This window comes from Devosia sp. CN2-171 (assembly GCF_049354815.1).
Lineage (GTDB): Bacteria > Pseudomonadota > Alphaproteobacteria > Rhizobiales > Devosiaceae > Devosia_A.
The window spans coordinates 2,929,063-2,943,775 of sequence record NZ_CP186479.1; the positions used below are offsets into that span (position 1 = coordinate 2,929,063).

18 protein-coding genes are annotated in these 14,713 nt (G+C 66.3%); 10 read left to right on the forward strand and 8 right to left on the reverse strand.

The window, feature by feature from the left end:
• Nucleotides 1-8: 8 nt before the first annotated feature.
• Nucleotides 9-641: a pyridoxamine 5'-phosphate oxidase gene (gene pdxH / locus ACOYW5_RS14455; RefSeq protein ID WP_423065589.1), complete on the reverse strand. Its 633-nt coding sequence runs from the start codon at nucleotides 639-641 to the stop codon at nucleotides 9-11.
• Nucleotides 642-749: 108 nt separating this feature from the next.
• Here pdxH and ACOYW5_RS14460 point away from each other — a divergent pair, with 108 nt between their 5' ends.
• A complete protein-coding gene (locus ACOYW5_RS14460; protein WP_423065590.1) occupies nucleotides 750-1,709 on the forward strand; it encodes a DnaJ C-terminal domain-containing protein in 960 nt (319 codons plus the stop codon).
• 45 nt (nucleotides 1,710-1,754) lie between these two features.
• Here the strand turns inward: ACOYW5_RS14460 and ACOYW5_RS14465 are convergent, their stop codons facing one another.
• Nucleotides 1,755-2,684 (reverse strand): L-threonylcarbamoyladenylate synthase, encoded by a 930-nt coding sequence (locus tag ACOYW5_RS14465; RefSeq protein WP_423065591.1) that lies wholly within the window; start codon nucleotides 2,682-2,684, stop codon nucleotides 1,755-1,757.
• A gap of 66 nt (nucleotides 2,685-2,750) precedes the next feature.
• On the opposite strand from ACOYW5_RS14465, the gene ACOYW5_RS14470 reads away from it, so the two are divergent.
• The 4 genes from ACOYW5_RS14470 (at nucleotide 2,751) to ACOYW5_RS14485 (ending at nucleotide 5,410) form a co-directional block, all read left to right on the forward strand.
• Nucleotides 2,751-3,680 carry a histone deacetylase family protein gene (locus ACOYW5_RS14470; protein WP_423065592.1) on the forward strand — a complete coding sequence of 310 codons (930 nt, stop codon included), beginning with the start codon at nucleotides 2,751-2,753 and terminating at the stop codon, nucleotides 3,678-3,680.
• A 28-nt stretch (nucleotides 3,681-3,708) separates the two neighbouring features.
• Complete coding sequence (locus ACOYW5_RS14475; protein WP_423065593.1) at nucleotides 3,709-3,957, forward strand: exodeoxyribonuclease VII small subunit; 249 nt, start codon at nucleotides 3,709-3,711, stop codon at nucleotides 3,955-3,957.
• A gap of 98 nt (nucleotides 3,958-4,055) precedes the next feature.
• On the forward strand, nucleotides 4,056-4,658 hold the full coding sequence (locus tag ACOYW5_RS14480; RefSeq protein ID WP_423065594.1) for an SCO family protein: 603 nt from the start codon (nucleotides 4,056-4,058) through the stop codon (nucleotides 4,656-4,658).
• 14 nt (nucleotides 4,659-4,672) lie between these two features.
• On the forward strand, nucleotides 4,673-5,410 hold the full coding sequence (locus ACOYW5_RS14485; protein WP_423065595.1) for a TlyA family RNA methyltransferase: 738 nt from the start codon (nucleotides 4,673-4,675) through the stop codon (nucleotides 5,408-5,410).
• A 17-nt stretch (nucleotides 5,411-5,427) separates the two neighbouring features.
• Here ACOYW5_RS14485 and ACOYW5_RS14490 read toward each other — a convergent pair whose 3' ends face one another.
• The 4 genes from ACOYW5_RS14490 to ACOYW5_RS14505 all read right to left on the reverse strand — a co-directional run bounded on the left by ACOYW5_RS14490 (nucleotide 5,428) and on the right by ACOYW5_RS14505 (nucleotide 8,899).
• Entirely contained in the window at nucleotides 5,428-6,030 is a 603-nt protein-coding gene (locus ACOYW5_RS14490; protein WP_423065596.1) for a hypothetical protein, read from the reverse strand.
• A gap of 227 nt (nucleotides 6,031-6,257) precedes the next feature.
• Complete coding sequence (aroC, locus tag ACOYW5_RS14495; RefSeq protein ID WP_423065597.1) at nucleotides 6,258-7,364, reverse strand: chorismate synthase; 1,107 nt, start codon at nucleotides 7,362-7,364, stop codon at nucleotides 6,258-6,260.
• A 52-nt stretch (nucleotides 7,365-7,416) separates the two neighbouring features.
• Nucleotides 7,417-8,046, reverse strand: coding sequence for a histidine phosphatase family protein (locus tag ACOYW5_RS14500; protein ID WP_423065598.1), 630 nt, complete (start codon nucleotides 8,044-8,046; stop codon nucleotides 7,417-7,419).
• Between the two features lie 49 nt (nucleotides 8,047-8,095).
• Nucleotides 8,096-8,899 carry an enoyl-ACP reductase FabI gene (locus ACOYW5_RS14505; protein WP_423065599.1) on the reverse strand — a complete coding sequence of 268 codons (804 nt, stop codon included), beginning with the start codon at nucleotides 8,897-8,899 and terminating at the stop codon, nucleotides 8,096-8,098.
• Between the two features lie 107 nt (nucleotides 8,900-9,006).
• Here ACOYW5_RS14505 and ACOYW5_RS14510 point away from each other — a divergent pair, with 107 nt between their 5' ends.
• Nucleotides 9,007-10,419, forward strand: coding sequence for an FAD-binding oxidoreductase (locus ACOYW5_RS14510; protein ID WP_423065600.1), 1,413 nt, complete (start codon nucleotides 9,007-9,009; stop codon nucleotides 10,417-10,419).
• Here ACOYW5_RS14510 and ACOYW5_RS14515 read toward each other — a convergent pair whose 3' ends face one another.
• Nucleotides 10,420-11,169 carry an SOS response-associated peptidase gene (locus tag ACOYW5_RS14515; protein ID WP_423065601.1) on the reverse strand — a complete coding sequence of 250 codons (750 nt, stop codon included), beginning with the start codon at nucleotides 11,167-11,169 and terminating at the stop codon, nucleotides 10,420-10,422.
• Nucleotides 11,170-11,236: 67 nt separating this feature from the next.
• Between ACOYW5_RS14515 and ACOYW5_RS14520 the strand changes: the two genes are divergently transcribed.
• The 3 genes from ACOYW5_RS14520 (at nucleotide 11,237) to ACOYW5_RS14530 (ending at nucleotide 12,445) form a co-directional block, all read left to right on the forward strand.
• Nucleotides 11,237-11,644: an NUDIX domain-containing protein gene (locus tag ACOYW5_RS14520; protein ID WP_423065602.1), complete on the forward strand. Its 408-nt coding sequence runs from the start codon at nucleotides 11,237-11,239 to the stop codon at nucleotides 11,642-11,644.
• Between the two features lie 31 nt (nucleotides 11,645-11,675).
• A complete protein-coding gene (locus ACOYW5_RS14525) occupies nucleotides 11,676-12,047 on the forward strand; it encodes a TIGR02301 family protein (RefSeq protein ID WP_423065603.1) in 372 nt (123 codons plus the stop codon).
• A gap of 119 nt (nucleotides 12,048-12,166) precedes the next feature.
• Nucleotides 12,167-12,445 carry a hypothetical protein gene (locus ACOYW5_RS14530; RefSeq protein WP_423065604.1) on the forward strand — a complete coding sequence of 93 codons (279 nt, stop codon included), beginning with the start codon at nucleotides 12,167-12,169 and terminating at the stop codon, nucleotides 12,443-12,445.
• A 3-nt stretch (nucleotides 12,446-12,448) separates the two neighbouring features.
• Here ACOYW5_RS14530 and ACOYW5_RS14535 read toward each other — a convergent pair whose 3' ends face one another.
• The gene (locus ACOYW5_RS14535) at nucleotides 12,449-13,771 is read right to left on the reverse strand and encodes a dihydroorotase (protein WP_423065605.1); all 1,323 of its coding nucleotides are present in this window, start codon (nucleotides 13,769-13,771) and stop codon (nucleotides 12,449-12,451) included.
• Nucleotides 13,772-13,823: 52 nt separating this feature from the next.
• Between ACOYW5_RS14535 and ACOYW5_RS14540 the strand changes: the two genes are divergently transcribed.
• Entirely contained in the window at nucleotides 13,824-14,654 is an 831-nt protein-coding gene (locus ACOYW5_RS14540; RefSeq protein ID WP_423065606.1) for a YgfZ/GcvT domain-containing protein, read from the forward strand.
• Nucleotides 14,655-14,713: the final 59 nt, after the last annotated feature.

Below are 14,713 nucleotides of genomic sequence, written 5' to 3' on the forward strand. Positions count from 1 at the left end.
TCGGGCGGCTAGGGATAGAGGCGCTGGCGGGTCCAGCTGCCATCGGCAGCCCGGGTGAAACGGACGCGGTCGTGCAGCCGGTTGGCGCCGTCCTTCCAGAACTCCATCACCTGGGGCACGACGCGAAAACCCTTCCAGTGGGCCGGCCGGTTCACCGGCTCATCCTCGCGGAAGCTCTTGCTCAACGTCTCGACCCGCTCGAGCAGGGTGTAGCGGTTGGCGAGCGGGCGCGACTGCTTGCTCGCGTGGGCGCCAATCTGGCTCATGCGGGCGCGCGTCGAGAAATAAGCGTCGGCCTCGCCGTCCGAGACCACCTCGACCGGACCACGCACCCGGATCTGCCGGCGCAGCGACTTCCAGTGCATGACGAAGGCAGCCTTGGGATTGGCCAGCAGTTCAAGCGCCTTGTCGCTCTCGAAATTGGTGAAAAAGCAATAGCCGCGCGCGTCGCGAGCGTTGAGCAGCACCATGCGCACATCGGGCATGCCGTTCGCATCGACCGTCGCCAGCGCCATGGCATGCGGATCGTTCGGCTCGCTCTCCTGCGCCAGGGTGAACCATTCCTCGAACAGCGAGCAGGGGTCGATCGGGGCCTTGTCCGAATCGTCGAACAGGCGCTCGGTAAGTGTTGTTGCCGACATGGTTTACCCCCGTCTCGCGCCGGTCTGGACAAGCATCGGGCGCGTCGCCATATAGGATATGGCAGGGGGCGAAAGCAAATCCCAACCCGCGCCATCTTGAAGGAACCCATGCGCGATCCCTATAGCGTGCTCGGGGTGCCCAAGTCCGTCTCCGAGAAGGATTTGAAGGCGGCCTATCGCAAACTGGCGAAGGCACACCACCCCGACCAGAACCAGGACGACCCCAAGGCTCACGCGAAATTCGCGGAGATCTCGTCCGCCTATGAATTTCTCTCCGACAAGGAGAAGCGCGGCAGCTACGACCGCGGCGAGATCGACGCCGACGGCAACCCGCGCTTTGCCGGCTTCGGCCGCGGCAATGGCGGCACCCGCCCCGGTGCGGGCGGCTACTCGGCCGGTGCCGGCGGCTTTTCCGCCGAGGACATCCTCAAGGAATTCATGTCCGGCTTCGGCAACCAGCCGCGCGGCGGCGCGCGCGCCGGGGGCGCCGGCCAGAGCTGGGACCCGTTCACCGGTTCCGCCGCAGGCGGCGGTTTCCAGGGCCGCGGCGCCGGCATGGGCGGCGAAGACATCAACGCGACCGCCACCGTGACGCTCGAACAGGCGCACCAGGGCGGCAGCGTGCCGCTGCGCATGCCCACGGGCAAGGTGCTGAACGTCAAGCTGCCCGACAAGGTCGAGGACGGCCAGCAGATCCGCCTCAAGGGCCAGGGCCACGCCTCGCCGATGGGCGGCCCGCCGGGCGACGCCATCGTCACGGTGAAATTCGAGCGCCACAAGCAGTTCCGCCGCGACGGCGCGGACCTGCGCGTCGACGTACCGATCACGCTCTACGAGGCGGTGCTCGGCGGCAAGGTGCGCGTCCCCACTCTCGACGGCTCGGCCGAGCTCAACCTCCAGCCCTCGGTCAACACCACCAAGGCGCTGCGCCTCAAGGGCAAGGGCCTTCACGGCACCGGCGACCTCTACGTCACGCTGAAGATCGTGCTGCCCGAGCAATCCGACCCCGACCTCGAAAGCCTGATGCGCTTCTGGCGCGACCAGAAGCCATACAAGGTGCGGGAGTAAGGGCTGGTCCAGGGTCCTTGGCGCCCCGTGCGCTGGCGGGGGCCGTCAGCCTCGCGGCGCCGCAGCGCGCTTCAGCCGATCGTTGATCGCCTCACCCAATCCCGTGTGTGGGATCGGGGCGACCGCGATCCGCGTCGCCGTCTCGTCGAGCCGGTGTAGCATAGAGAACAGGTTTCGCGCCGCCTCGCGCAGGTCGCCGCTCGGCGAAAGGTTCGCCCCTTCCGGGCCTGGCCCGAAACCTAGATATGTCTCGCCCGGTTCCGGCCATTCCGCATCGAGCCGCAGTGTCGCGTTCGGCGCGTAGTGGCTCGCCAGCATCCCGGGCGCCGCCACCTTGGCGTCGGGCGCCGCCTGCGCCACCGGACGGCCAATCGCGGTCTCGATCTGCTCGCGCGGCAAGGCCCCCGCACGCAACTGCGTGACGACCTCGCCCTCGACCGCAAGAATGGTCGACTCCACCCCCGATTGCGACGGCCCGCCATCGAGCACCGGCACCCTGCCGCCAAAGGCACGGTCGACCTGGGCCGCGGTCGTCGGCGAGAGCTTGCCCGACGGATTGGCCGAGGGCGCGGCGAGCGGCCGCCCTGCAGCCCGGATCAGGTCGCGGGCCAGCGGATGATCGGGGATGCGGATGCCGACCGTATCGAGCCCGGCGGTGACGATGTCCGACAGGCCCGCGTCTGGCAGTCGCGGCAGCACCAGCGTCAGCGGTCCCGGCCAGAACGCGGCAAGCTTGTGTGCCAGCGGGCTGAACGCCACCAACTGCTCCGCCATCGCCAGATCGGCGACGTGCACGATCAACGGATTGAAGCGCGGCCGGCCCTTGGTCTCGTAGATCTTGAGCACCGCATCGGAGTTCGTTGCATCGGCGCCGAGCCCGTAGACCGTCTCGGTCGGGAACGCGACGAGCTCGCCGGCTACGAGGCGCGCAGCGAGAATCGCGAGATCGGTGCGGGAATGGACGGCGCTGGCCATGGCGCGAGGTTTGACAAGCTCTCGTGCGCAACGTCAAGCTTGCCGGAGTGCAGCAGCAACCGATCAATGGCCACCCTTCTCGTTTCCGAACGCAATTTCGAAAGCCACGTTACCCCGCCGGGCCACCCCGAACGGCCGGATCGCATCCGGGCCGTCGAGGAGGCCCTGAGCCGTGAGCGCTTCGACCGGCTCATCCGGCGCGACGCGCCATCAGGCGATCTCAGCCTCGCTACCCTCGTCCATGACGACGACTATCTGGGTATCCTCACCCGGGCCCGCCCGGCCGAAGGGATCGGGCAGATCGACGAGGATACCTTCATCTCGTCGCGCTCGCTCGAAGCCGTCGCCACCGCACTCGGCGGCGGGCTGGCGGCGCTCGAGGCCGTGGCCCTGGGGGAGGCCAGGAACGCCTTCTGCGCCGTACGGCCACCCGGCCACCATGCCGAGCGCAGCCGGCCGATGGGGTTCTGCCTCATCAACACCATCGCCATCGTGGCGCGCGAGGCGCAGCGCAAATATGGGGCCGAGCGGGTGGCGATCGTCGATTTCGACGTCCACCACGGCAACGGCACCGAGGATATCTTCCAGGCCGACGAAACCGTGTTCTACGGCTCGAGCCACCAGATGCCGCTTTATCCCGGCACCGGCAGACCCGACTTCACCGGCGTCGGCAATATCTGCAACGCGGCGCTGCCGGCTGGCTCCGGGACCGATGCCATGCGCGAGGCCTATGACAGCCGCATCCTCCCCGCGCTCGAGGCCTTCCAGCCCGATTTCCTGTTCATCTCCGCCGGGTTCGACGCCGACTATCGCGATCCGCTCGCCGGCCTCAACTGGCGCCCCGAGGATTTCGCCTGGGTCACCGGGCGGTTGATGGAGGTGGCAGCCCGGGTGTGCGAAGGCCGCATCGTTTCGATGCTCGAAGGCGGTTACGACCGGCAGGGCCTGGGCACCGGAGTTGCCGCGCATGTTGAAATGTTGATGGGCGCGGGCTAGCAGAGGGACCTGTTCCCGAGGAGCCGACATGGCCGATTCCCCCGCCGACGACATCAAGGAAATGAGCTTCGAGGCCGCGCTGCGCGAACTCGAGACCATCGTCGGCAAGCTTGAGAGCGGGCAGGCCCCGCTGGCCGAGTCGATTGCCATCTACGAGCGCGGCGAGGCGCTGAAGGCGCATTGCGAGGCGCTGCTCAAGGCCGCCGAGATGCGGATCGAAAAGATCACCCTGCGCAACGGCCAGCCCACCGGCACCGAACCGCTCGATCCGCAGTAGGCCGAACGCCCCTCACCCCTCCGTGACTGCGACATCGCCGCTCGCCCGGCGCGCTCCAACAGCGCTATAAGCGGACGAGCTTTCCGGACGTCAGGACCATGGCCGACACCACTTCGCCCGCACTCGCGCGCTTCCGCATCATCCTCTGGACGCTCGTCGTCATCGCCGCGCTCGGCGCCACGGCCCTGTTCATCTTCCGGCCGCCCACGGCACCGCTCGGCGTCACCGGCAAGCCCTTCGCACTCGAGTCGACAGATGGCAGCACCTTCACCGAAGCCAGCCTCAAGGGCACGCCGAGCCTCGTCTTCTTCGGCTATACGCACTGCCCCGATGTCTGCCCGACGACGCTGGCGGAATCGGACGCCTGGAAGAGTGAACTCGGCCTCTCGCCCGAGCAGCTGCGCACGATTTTCGTGACCGTCGATCCGGCGCGCGACACCAAGGAAGTCCTCGCCGATTATCTCGGCTCCTTCCCCGGCGTGATCGGCCTTGTCGGCACCGAGCAGCAGACCGCCGACGCCAAGGCATCGTTCGGCGCCATGTCGGAAGCGACAGCGCCGGATGCCGACGGCTTCTACCTCGTCAACCACACGGCGAGCGTCTTCCTGATCAACGCGGACGGCCAGTTCGAAGGCACCATCGCCTATGGCGAGCCCAAGGACACCGCGGTCGCCAAGATCAAGAAACTCATGGCCTCCTGAAGGAATCTGGCCTCGTGAGCGACCGCCGGCGGCTCGACCAGGAACTCGAAGCCCGCGGTCTGCTCCCCAGCCGCGCCCGGGCTCGTGACGCGATCCTGCGCGGCACGGTGACGGTCAACGGCACTGTCGCGGTCAAACCCAACCAGCAGGTCGGTCGGGACGACATTGTCGCGCTCGACGATCCGGCGGCGCGCTACGTCTCGCGCGCGGCGCTGAAGCTCGTCGCCGGCCTCGATGCGAGCGACATCGATCCGGCCGGCAAGACCTGCCTCGATCTCGGCGCCTCCACCGGCGGCTTCACCCAAGTGCTGCTCGAGCGCGGCGCGGCAAAGGTCTATGCCGTGGATGTCGGGCACGACCAGCTGCACGAGAGCCTGCGGGCCGACCCGCGCGTCATCTCGCTCGAAGGCGTCAACGGGCGGTACCTCGACCCACAGATCATCCCCGACCCCATCGAACTGCTCGTCTCCGATGTCAGCTTCGTCTCGATCCTCAAGGTCATCGACCCCGTGCTCGCTCTTGCCGCGCCAGGTGCCGAGGCCATCATCCTGATCAAACCGCAGTTCGAGGTGGGCCGCGAAAATATCGGAAAGGGCGGCATCGTCACCGACGATGCCGCCACCGCCGATGCGGTGTTGCGGATCACCGCTCATTTTGCGCAAAGAGGCTGGAAGAGCCTCTTCACGCTCGGCTCACCGATTGCCGGGGGCGATGGCAACCGGGAGTTCGTCGCCGGGTTCCGCCGGAGCTAGGTCCTGCTTCTGGCGCGCTAGCGGGCCGCCTCCCCGAACAGTTTCGGCATGAAATGCGTGTCAGCGCTCGGCTGCGGCCGGAACCGATATCCACGTTCCTCGCGCTGGATGACATGCACGCCCCCGCTGGGATTGCGCTCGAACAATACCCGCGTGTAGGCCGACGTGCCGATCCTGAGCTCGGCACCCGCGTCGAGGCGCCGCCGGTCCGGCCCGAAATAGTCCTTGGTCTCCAGATAGACCCGATCGCTGTTCAGCTGAATGGCGAGGCGCGACGCCAGCGCATCCAATGACAGCGGAAGCGCGATAACGTCATCGAAGCCAAAACGGACATACTTGAGCCGCCGGGCGGTTGAGCCGTCCTCAATGAGCAGCAAAATCGGCGAGTAGCGTAGCTTGCCGCGACGATCCGCGCGGATCGTGGCGATGATGTCGGCCATCGACTGGTCGTCCACCCGGTAATCGATGAAAAAGAAGGTGAGGTTGCTCAGCGGACGCCCGGTCGCGCCGCCGATCGAGCTTACGATCTCGCCAAAGCCGAGACGTGCCGCCGTCAGTTCCAGCACCCGGCTCTCGGCCGGCCTGGTGGCAATAATGAAGGCGCGGCACTGTCCGAACATTGGAATTCTCCTCGGTCTCCCCGAGCGCAACCGCGTAGTCTACCAGCACCTTATCCGTATGAAATATCAAGCACCGGCAATAGGTTACACCATGTGACAAGCATGGAGCCACGACTCAGCGCTGCCCGCAATGAGGGGTTGCGCGCGGTTCGGGCCGAGGATTTTTCTCAATTGCCGGCCAAACTACGCGTCACCGCGCGCCGGCATCAGCGGCGGTCCGGATAGGCTCAGTAGCCGATGCCGCCCTCGCGCCCGGTCTGGCCCCGGTGGCGCAAGAAATGGTCGGCCAGCACCACCGCCATCATCGCCTCGCCGATCGGCACGGCCCGGATGCCGACGCAGGGATCGTGCCGGCCCTTAGTGATGACCTCGGTGTTCTCGTTATGCGTCGTCACTGTCTCGCGCGGGGTGATGATCGAGGAGGTCGGCTTCACCGCAAAACGAACGACGATCGGATCGCCGTTCGAAATGCCGCCGAGGATGCCGCCGGCATGGTTCGACTTGAAATACGGCCCGGCATTACCGGCCCGCATCTCGTCGGCATTCTCGGTACCGGTCAGCGCCGCCGAACCCATGCCCTCGCCGATCTCGACTCCCTTGACGGCGTTGATCGACATCATCGCCGAGGCGAGATCGGCACTGAGCTTACCGTAAATCGGCGCGCCCCAGCCGGCCGGCACGCCTTCGGCCACGACTTCGATCACCGCGCCGACGGAGTTACCGTCCTTGCGGATGCCGTCGAGATAGACTTCCCAGTCCTTGGCAGCCACCGGGTCGGCGCAGAAGAACGGGTTCTGGTCGACCTGGGCCCAGTCGAAGCGGCCATAGTCGATCTTATGCGGGCCGACCTGCACGAGGCTGGCGCGCACCGTCACATTGGGGATCACCAGCCGCGCCACCGCACCCGCTGCCACCCGCGCCGCGGTCTCGCGCGCCGAAGCCCGGCCCGAGCCCTTGTGGTCGCGCACCCCGTATTTCTGGTGATAGGTGAAATCGGCATGACCCGGCCGGTACTTGTCCTTGATCTCGGAATAGTCCTTGGAGCGCTGATCGGTATTTTCGATCATCAGCGAGATCGGCGTGCCCGTGGTCTTCAGCAGCCCGTCGCGCTCGTCCTCGAACGCCCCCGACAGGATCTTGACCTGATCATCCTCGCGCCGCTGCGTCGTAAACCGCGACTGCCCCGGCTTCCGCCGATCGAGATCGCGCTGAATCACCTCGGCCGAAATCGGCAGGCCCGGCGGACAACCATCCACCACCACGCCAAGCGCCGGCCCATGGCTCTCACCCCAGGTGGTGAAACGAAAGAGATGACCGAAGGTGTTGAACGACATGGAGTGCGCGCCCCGAGGTTGTGGGCGTTCTAGGGGAGAGGAAGTGCCTGGGTCAATCGTCCCAGCTGTGCCCGGCCGGATAGACCACGCTCTTGCCGTCGATGAAGTGGACCACGGAATCCTGCGGCGGGAACCAGTTGACGGCGCGGTCGGCGGGGAAATCCTCGATCAGGCGACGGAGGATGCGCAAAATACCGCCATGGGCGACGATGACGGCGGGCGCCGTCAGCTTGTCAGCGGCAAAGTCCTGGATGCGCTGCGAGACATCCTCGTAGCTTTCGCCCGAAGGCGGACGGAAGAACCAGAAGTCGGCATCCCGCTCGCCGGCAATGGCCATCTCGCCCGAGCTAAGCTCGGTATGAAGGCGTCCCTCGTAGACGCCGAACGACACCTCGACCAGCCGCTTGTCGGGTACCGCCTCGGGCAGTTGCCCTTCGAATGCGGCTCGCACGCGTTGCATCGTTTCCATGGTGCGTCCCAGCGGAGAGACGTGCCAGGCAAACTCGGCCGGCGAGCGCCCGTCGCGCTCGAACAGCTGCCGCAGCAGCCTGCCGTTGAGATCGGCCTGGCCGCGGCCGATGTCGTTGAGGGGAATGTCCTTGCTCCCCTGATACCGACCCTCTGCGTTCCAGTTGGTTTCGCCGTGGCGGATAAAATACAGTTCAGGCCAGTTCAGGGACATTGTCGGTCTCGAAAAACAGAAGGGGCCGCCTCGCGGCAGCCCCTCAAAATCACGCGGTGGCTTCGGCTTCGTCGTCGACATGCATGCCGATGATGTTGAAGCCGCAATCGACATACTGGATCTGGCCGGTGACGCCAGAGCTCAAATCGCTCAAGAGATAGAGCGCGGCCGAGCCGACTTCCTCCTGCGTAACGTTGCGCTTCAGCGGCGCCGCCTTCTCCTGGTAGTGCAGCATGGTGCGCAGCCCCGAGATGCCCGACGCGGCGAGAGTCTTGATGGCACCGGCCGAGATGGCGTTGACGCGGATATTCTGCGGGCCGAGGTCATGCGCGAGGTAGCGCACCGATGCTTCCAATGCGGCCTTGGCGACGCCCATGACGTTGTAGTTCGGCACGTATTTTTCGGCGCCGTAATAGGTCAGCGTCAGCAGCGAACCGCCGGGGTTCAGCATGGCTTCGGCGCGCTTCGCCACAGCGGTGAACGAGTAGACCGAGATGTTCATGGTCAGGGCGAAATTGTCGGCGCTGGTGTTGATGTAGCGGCCCTCGAGCTCTTCCTTGTTGGAGAAGCCGATAGCGTGGACGAGGAAGTCCATCGTCCCCCACTTCTCCTTGAGCACGCGGAAGGTCTCGTCCATCGCCGCATCGTTGCTGACATCGCACTCGACCAGCGTGGTGACGCCGATCTCGGCAGCCAGCGGCTCGACGCGCTTCTTCAGCGCCTCGCCCTGGTAGGAGAAGGCAATCTCGGCGCCCTGGTCGGCGAGGGCCTTGGCGATCCCCCAGGCGATCGAGCGGTTGTTCGCCACGCCCATGATCAGGCCCTTCTTGCCGGCCATCAGCCCGTTCGCCATCGTCGTGCTCCTATTGGATGTCTCGTTGGCGCCGCTTTTCGCATAGCGCCTTGAGGCGGGCAAGTTCGCCCTTGCGCCCGGCCTGCCCCGGATTATCTTCCGGCGCCATGAACGCACTCAGCCCCAAAGAGATCGTCCGTGCCCTCAAAACCCTCTTGGGGGACGCGGGCGTCATCTCCGACCCGGTGCCGATGACGAGCTACGTCACCGAACCGCGCAAGCGCTTCAAGGTCTGGGCCGTGGCGGTGGCATTGCCGGCCGACATCCCCGCATTGCAGGCGCTCTGCCGCTGGGCCAACCAGCACGGCGTGCCGCTGATCCCGCAGAGCGGCAATACCGGCCTCGTCGGCGGGCAGGTGCCGCTGAGCGGCAACGAGGTGATCGTCAACATCAGCCGCCTCAACAAGGTGCGCGAGGTCAATGCCGCCGCCGGCCACATGACGCTCGAAGCCGGCGTCATCCTCGAAGAGGCGCACAAGGTGGCGCAAGAAGCAGGCGCCATGTTCCCGCTCTGGCTGGCCTCGCAGGGCTCGGCCCGCATCGGTGGCGTCCTGAGTTCCAATGCCGGCGGCGTGCAGGTGCTGGCCTTCGGCAATGCGCGCGAGCTGACGCTGGGCGTCGAGGCCGTGCTGGCCGATGGGCGGCTCTACAACGGGCTCAATGCGCTGAATAAAGACAATACCGGCTACGACCTCAAGGATCTGCTGGTCGGAGCCGAAGGCACGCTCGGCTTCATCACCGCGGCGACGGTGAAGCTGTTCCCGATCCCCGAGGGCCACGAGACGGCGATCGTCAACGTCACCGATCCCGCCGCGGCGCTGCAGCTGTTCTACCTCCTCCGCGAACGCACCGGCTCGCGACTCACCGCCTTCGAGCTGATGAACCGCTTCGGCGTCGATCTGCAGCTCAAGTACGGCCTCCTGCCGCGTGATCCGACCGCCAGCCTTTCGCCCTGGTATGCGCTGGTCGAGGTCAACCGCATGAAGGGCGGCGTGCCCGGCGCGCTGCAATCGGCGCTCGAGGAAGCGCTGGGCTCCGGCCTCGTCGCCGATGCCGTGGTCGCCGAATCCGAAGCCGACCGCACCCTGATGTGGGCGGCGCGCGAGCAGATGAGCGAAGTGCAGTCGAAGGAAGGCGCGTCGATCAAGCACGACGTCTCAGTGCCGATCGGCGCCGTGCCGGAGCTGATCGCCGTCGGCATCGCCGCAGTGGAAAAGGTCATTCCCGGCGTGAGGCCCTGTCCGTTCGGGCACATGGGCGACGGCAATATCCACTTCAACCTGAGCCAGCCCGTCGGCGCCGACCCCAAGGACTTCATGGCGCGCGAGGCCGATGCGAACGCGGCCATCTACACGGTGGTGAAACGGCTCGGTGGCTCGGTCTCGGCGGAACACGGCATCGGCCAGCTGAAGCGCGAGCTACTCAAAGAGGTGAAGGACCCGGTGGCGCTCGACATGATGCGCGCCATCAAGGCCGCGCTCGATCCCAACGGGATACTGAACCCGGGCAAGGTGCTGTAGCTAGAACAAGTCCAGCTGCCCGCCGCCACTCGCGACCTTCTTCGGCTTCACGGGCTTCACCTCTTCGGCCGCCAGTTCCTCGTCGCTCAGCGGCCGGATCAGCTCCGGCCCCTCGGCATCGGCGCGGCCGATGGCCTTGCCCACCGGGTGATATCTCAGCGAGCCCGGCGGCAGGGGCAGGGCAAGCTGCGTCGCGGCCTTGACGTCGACCTCACGCGTGTTGAGCCACAGCTCCACCGCCTCGCCCGTCAGCATTGCCGGCATGCGGTCGTAGATCGAGGAGATCTCGAGGTTCGGCTCCACCGTCACGATGCAGGCGGTGTCGACCTCCTCGCCGGACGGACCGGACCAGTTCGAGTAGAGCCCGGCGAACACCATGGGCGAGCCGTCGGCCATGGTGATGTAGTAGGGCCGGCGCACGCCATCCTTGCCCTTCATCCACTCATAGTAGCCGGAGGCCGGGATGATGCAGCGCCCATGCCGCACCGCATCGCGGAATGAGGGCTTTTCCGCCATGGTTTCGGCGCGGGCGTTGATCAGCAGCGAGAACTCGCGCGGGTCCTTCACCCAGTTGGGTACGAACCCCCAGCGCACCAGCTGGATGGTACGGCGGCCCTGCTGCTCCCAGATCACCGCAATCGGCTGGGTCGGGGCGATGTTGTAGCGCGGCGGAAAATCGATCTTGTTGAGCAGGTTGAACAGCTCGACCATCATTTCCGGCGGCAGGGTAGCCGCATAGCGTCCGCACATCAGCGAGTCTCCTTCACCCCTCAGTTAAGGCCTTGCCGGCCCGAGGGCAAACCCCGAACATCGGCAAATGCCTGACTCGCGCCGCCCACCCAATGCCGCGTCCGTCGCCCTCATCGACCGCGACAAGGTGCTGCTGATCCAGCGCGCCAAAAAGCCCTATTTCGGGATGTGGAGCCTGCCCGGCGGCCGGCTCGAATCGGGCGAAACCGCCGAGCAGGCGGCGGAGCGCGAGATCCTCGAGGAGGTCGGCCTCCGCGTCTGGCGGCTGCACCCGATCCGCCGCATGTTCCTCGCCGAGGGCAGGTTCGTGCTGCAGGTCTTTGCCACCGAGGCGTTCGAGGGCGAGATCGCCGTTGCGGCCGAAGAGATCACGGCGCATCGCTGGGTGCGCCTCGACGAGATCGGCCTGATGCACACGACGCCCGATCTGGGGGAAGTCGTGGCCGGCGCCTTCCGCATCTTCGATTGCAGTTGAGGCAATTCGGCCTTTCCCATAAGGATGCCGCATGCGCTTCCGCCCGCTCGCATTCGCCATCGTTGTCGCCTGCCTCGCGGCCGGGCCGGTGCGGGCCATCGACCCGCCCTACCAGGCGGAAATGGAACGGCTGAGCGAGATCCTCGGCAGCCTCTACTTCCTCGGTCCGCTCTGCCGGCCAGAAGCCGGCACCGACTGGCGCGGCCAGATGGCCGAGCTGATCAATCTCGACGAACCCGATGACGACCGGCGCCAGCGGCTCAGCGGCGCCTTCAACTCGGGCTACGAGGCCTATGCCCGGCTCTACCGCGTCTGCACCACCTCGGCCGACGAGGCCATGACGCGCCTCCTCGTCGAGGCCGAAAAGACAGCGCGCGACATCCACGCCCGCTACGCCGAATAGGGCGCAATCCAGCCCTGTTCCCGGGCCGTTCGCGGATTAAGAATAATTGAAGAGTGCAAATTAACCGTTTGGCGACGAGTGGGGCGCGCAGGCGCCCCGGCGCGTGCTAGGCGAGTTTCATGAAACTCACCAAGACCCTCAAGGCCCGGGCCAGTCTCGAACCAATGGCGGATGCCGATCGCGAAGAGCGCCAGGTCGCGCTCGAATACATCGCCGGGGCCTGGAACGACGCCGAGGACGACGGCGTCGCCACGCTGGCGCTCGCACACGCCTCGCTGTTCGCCGCCATCACCTCGCTGGTCGACCACCACGGTGAGGTCGCGGTGGCGGAGCTGATCGCGAGCTTGCCCGAGCGGATACAGTCGGGCGACTACACGCTGGGCCGGTCGCTGCAGTAAGCGCTACAGCGCTTCGAGGAACCGCATCGGCTGCCCGACGCTCGGTGTCACCAGCTCACCCTGCCACATCACCGTATTGCCGCGGACGATCGTGCCTACCGGCCAGCCGGTGACAGATACCCCATCATAGGGCGTCCAACCGGCGCGGCTCTTCACCCACTCGTTGGTGATGGTCTCGGTGCGCTTCAGGTCCACCACCGTCAGGTCGGCGTCGTAGCCCACCGCGATCCGGCCCTTGTTGGCGATGCCGAACAGCCGGTTCGGGCCGTGGCTGGTCATGTCGACGAAGCGTTCGAGGCTCATGCGGCCGGCATTGATGTGATCGAGCATGATCGGCACCAGCGTCTGTACGCCGGTCATCCCCGAGTGCGAAGCAGGATAGGGATGGTCCTTCTCCTCGCGCGTATGCGGCGCGTGGTCGGAGCCGAGAATGTCGGCGACGCCGTTCGTCACCCCGGCCCAGATGCCCTCGCGATGCGCCTTGTCGCGCACCGGCGGGTTCATCTGCGCATAGGTGCCGAGCCGGGTGTAAGCGGTCTCGTCCAGCGTCAGGTGATGCGGGGTCACCTCGACGCTCGCCACGTCCTTGTGGGCGGCGAGGAACACCATCTCCTCGGCAGTCGAGATATGCAGCACGTGGATACGCTTGCCGGTCTTGCGCGCCAGCGACACCAGTCGCCGGGTCGAGCGCAGCGCCACTTCAGGATCGCGCCAGACCGGGTGCGACGAGGGATCGCCGGGCACGCGCAGGGGTTTGCGCTCCTCGAGCCGATATTCATCCTCCGAATGGAACGCGGCGCGGCGCGAAATGGCGGTGAGGATCGCTTCCACCCCGTCATCATCAGGCACCAGCAGCGAGCCGGTGGACGAGCCCATGAACACTTTTACGCCTGCACAGCCGGGCAGGCGTTCGAGCATGGGCAACTGGGCCACATTGTCGTGAGTGCCGCCGACATAGAAGGCGAAGTCGCAATGCATGCGGCGGGTGCCGAGCCGGATCTTTTCCTCGAACGTCTCGACCGTGGTGGTCAGCGGGTTGGTGTTCGGCATCTCGAAGACGCCGGTGACGCCGCCCATCACCGCCGAGAGCGAACCGGACTCGAGATCTTCCTTGTGCGTCAGCCCTGGCTCGCGAAAATGCACCTGCGTGTCGATGACGCCGGGAAGGATATGGAGGCCGGTGCAGTCGACGACTTCACCGGCGCTGCTGGCGTCGAGATCCCCGAGCGCGACGATGCGGCCGTCATTCACGGCGATGTCGGTCAAATGGATGCCGTCGTGATTGGCCACGGTGCCGTTCTTGAAGATCGTCTGATACTGCGCCATGTCTCTAGTCCCCGGCCATCCGCGTGTGGCCCGGTGTAGCGGAAAGCCACCCATGCCCACAATCCTCCGTCCGTCCCGTGCCGCCTTCCGCTTTGCCGGGCCCGAGGCGCAGAAACTGCTGTTCGATGTGGTGACGGGGCGGCTCCTCGCCGAACCCGGTCCGGCCGTCTGGTGGGCGCTGCTATCGCCACAGGGCAAGGTCCAGGCCGAGGGCCTCAGCGGCTGGCAAGAAGACGAAAATGACGATGCCTTCTGGCTCGATGTCGATGCCGGCGTCGCCGATGCCTTCCTCAAGAGAATGAAGCTCTATCGCTTGCGCGCCAAGGTCGAGATCGACGATCTCAGGCAGACGCATTCGGTCGGCTGGACGTTTGACGGCTGGACCGAAGGCGTCGGCCACGCCGATCCGCGCGGGCTCGGCGAGCGCGTTATCGCCGAGAACGCGGCAACCACCGGCTGGCTGCCGCCGGACGACAGTTTCGCGCGCCACCGCATCGCCGCCGGCATCCCCGAGCAGGGTCCGGATTTCGGTATCGACGAAGTCTTCGCCCACGATATCGGCCTCGACCTGCTCGACGGCATCGACTTCGTCAAAGGCTGCTATATCGGCCAGGAAGTGGTCTCCCGCATGAAACACCGCGGCACCGCCCGCCGCCGCCCGGTGATCGTCTCCGGCATCGAGGCGCCGGCGGGGACACCGGTGGTGGCGGGAACGCGTGAAGCCGGCACGATCGGCGAAGTGGTCGACGGCAAGGCCGTGGCGATCATCCGGCTCGACCGCATCACCGATGTCTCGGCGGTCACGGTCGGTGGCAAGCCGGTGACCGTGGAGCTGCCGGCCTACGCGCCGTACCAGTTCGGCGAAGCTGGCAGCGAGGAGTAAGGCCCCAATCACAAATTGGCGAATCACCCCCGTTCCCACTACGTTCCCTCCCTTTCAGT

Coding starts and splice junctions, on each gene's coding strand:
- ACOYW5_RS14490 (WP_423065596.1), bottom strand. CDS start 6,030: ATGTTCGGACAGTGCCGCGCCTTCATTATTGCCACCAGGCCGGCCGAG.
- ACOYW5_RS14515 (WP_423065601.1), bottom strand. CDS start 11,169: ATGTGCGGACGCTATGCGGCTACCCTGCCGCCGGAAATGATGGTCGAG.
- ACOYW5_RS14520 (WP_423065602.1), top strand. CDS start 11,237: ATGCCTGACTCGCGCCGCCCACCCAATGCCGCGTCCGTCGCCCTCATC.
- ACOYW5_RS14500 (WP_423065598.1), bottom strand. CDS start 8,046: ATGTCCCTGAACTGGCCTGAACTGTATTTTATCCGCCACGGCGAAACC.
- ACOYW5_RS14505 (WP_423065599.1), bottom strand. CDS start 8,899: ATGGCGAACGGGCTGATGGCCGGCAAGAAGGGCCTGATCATGGGCGTG.
- ACOYW5_RS14470 (WP_423065592.1), top strand. CDS start 2,751: ATGGCCACCCTTCTCGTTTCCGAACGCAATTTCGAAAGCCACGTTACC.
- ACOYW5_RS14525 (WP_423065603.1), top strand. CDS start 11,676: ATGCGCTTCCGCCCGCTCGCATTCGCCATCGTTGTCGCCTGCCTCGCG.
- ACOYW5_RS14535 (WP_423065605.1), bottom strand. CDS start 13,771: ATGGCGCAGTATCAGACGATCTTCAAGAACGGCACCGTGGCCAATCAC.
- ACOYW5_RS14475 (WP_423065593.1), top strand. CDS start 3,709: ATGGCCGATTCCCCCGCCGACGACATCAAGGAAATGAGCTTCGAGGCC.
- ACOYW5_RS14460 (WP_423065590.1), top strand. CDS start 750: ATGCGCGATCCCTATAGCGTGCTCGGGGTGCCCAAGTCCGTCTCCGAG.
- ACOYW5_RS14530 (WP_423065604.1), top strand. CDS start 12,167: ATGAAACTCACCAAGACCCTCAAGGCCCGGGCCAGTCTCGAACCAATG.
- pdxH (WP_423065589.1), bottom strand. CDS start 641: ATGTCGGCAACAACACTTACCGAGCGCCTGTTCGACGATTCGGACAAG.
- ACOYW5_RS14510 (WP_423065600.1), top strand. CDS start 9,007: ATGAACGCACTCAGCCCCAAAGAGATCGTCCGTGCCCTCAAAACCCTC.
- ACOYW5_RS14540 (WP_423065606.1), top strand. CDS start 13,824: ATGCCCACAATCCTCCGTCCGTCCCGTGCCGCCTTCCGCTTTGCCGGG.
- ACOYW5_RS14465 (WP_423065591.1), bottom strand. CDS start 2,684: ATGGCCAGCGCCGTCCATTCCCGCACCGATCTCGCGATTCTCGCTGCG.
- aroC (WP_423065597.1), bottom strand. CDS start 7,364: ATGTCGTTCAACACCTTCGGTCATCTCTTTCGTTTCACCACCTGGGGT.
- ACOYW5_RS14480 (WP_423065594.1), top strand. CDS start 4,056: ATGGCCGACACCACTTCGCCCGCACTCGCGCGCTTCCGCATCATCCTC.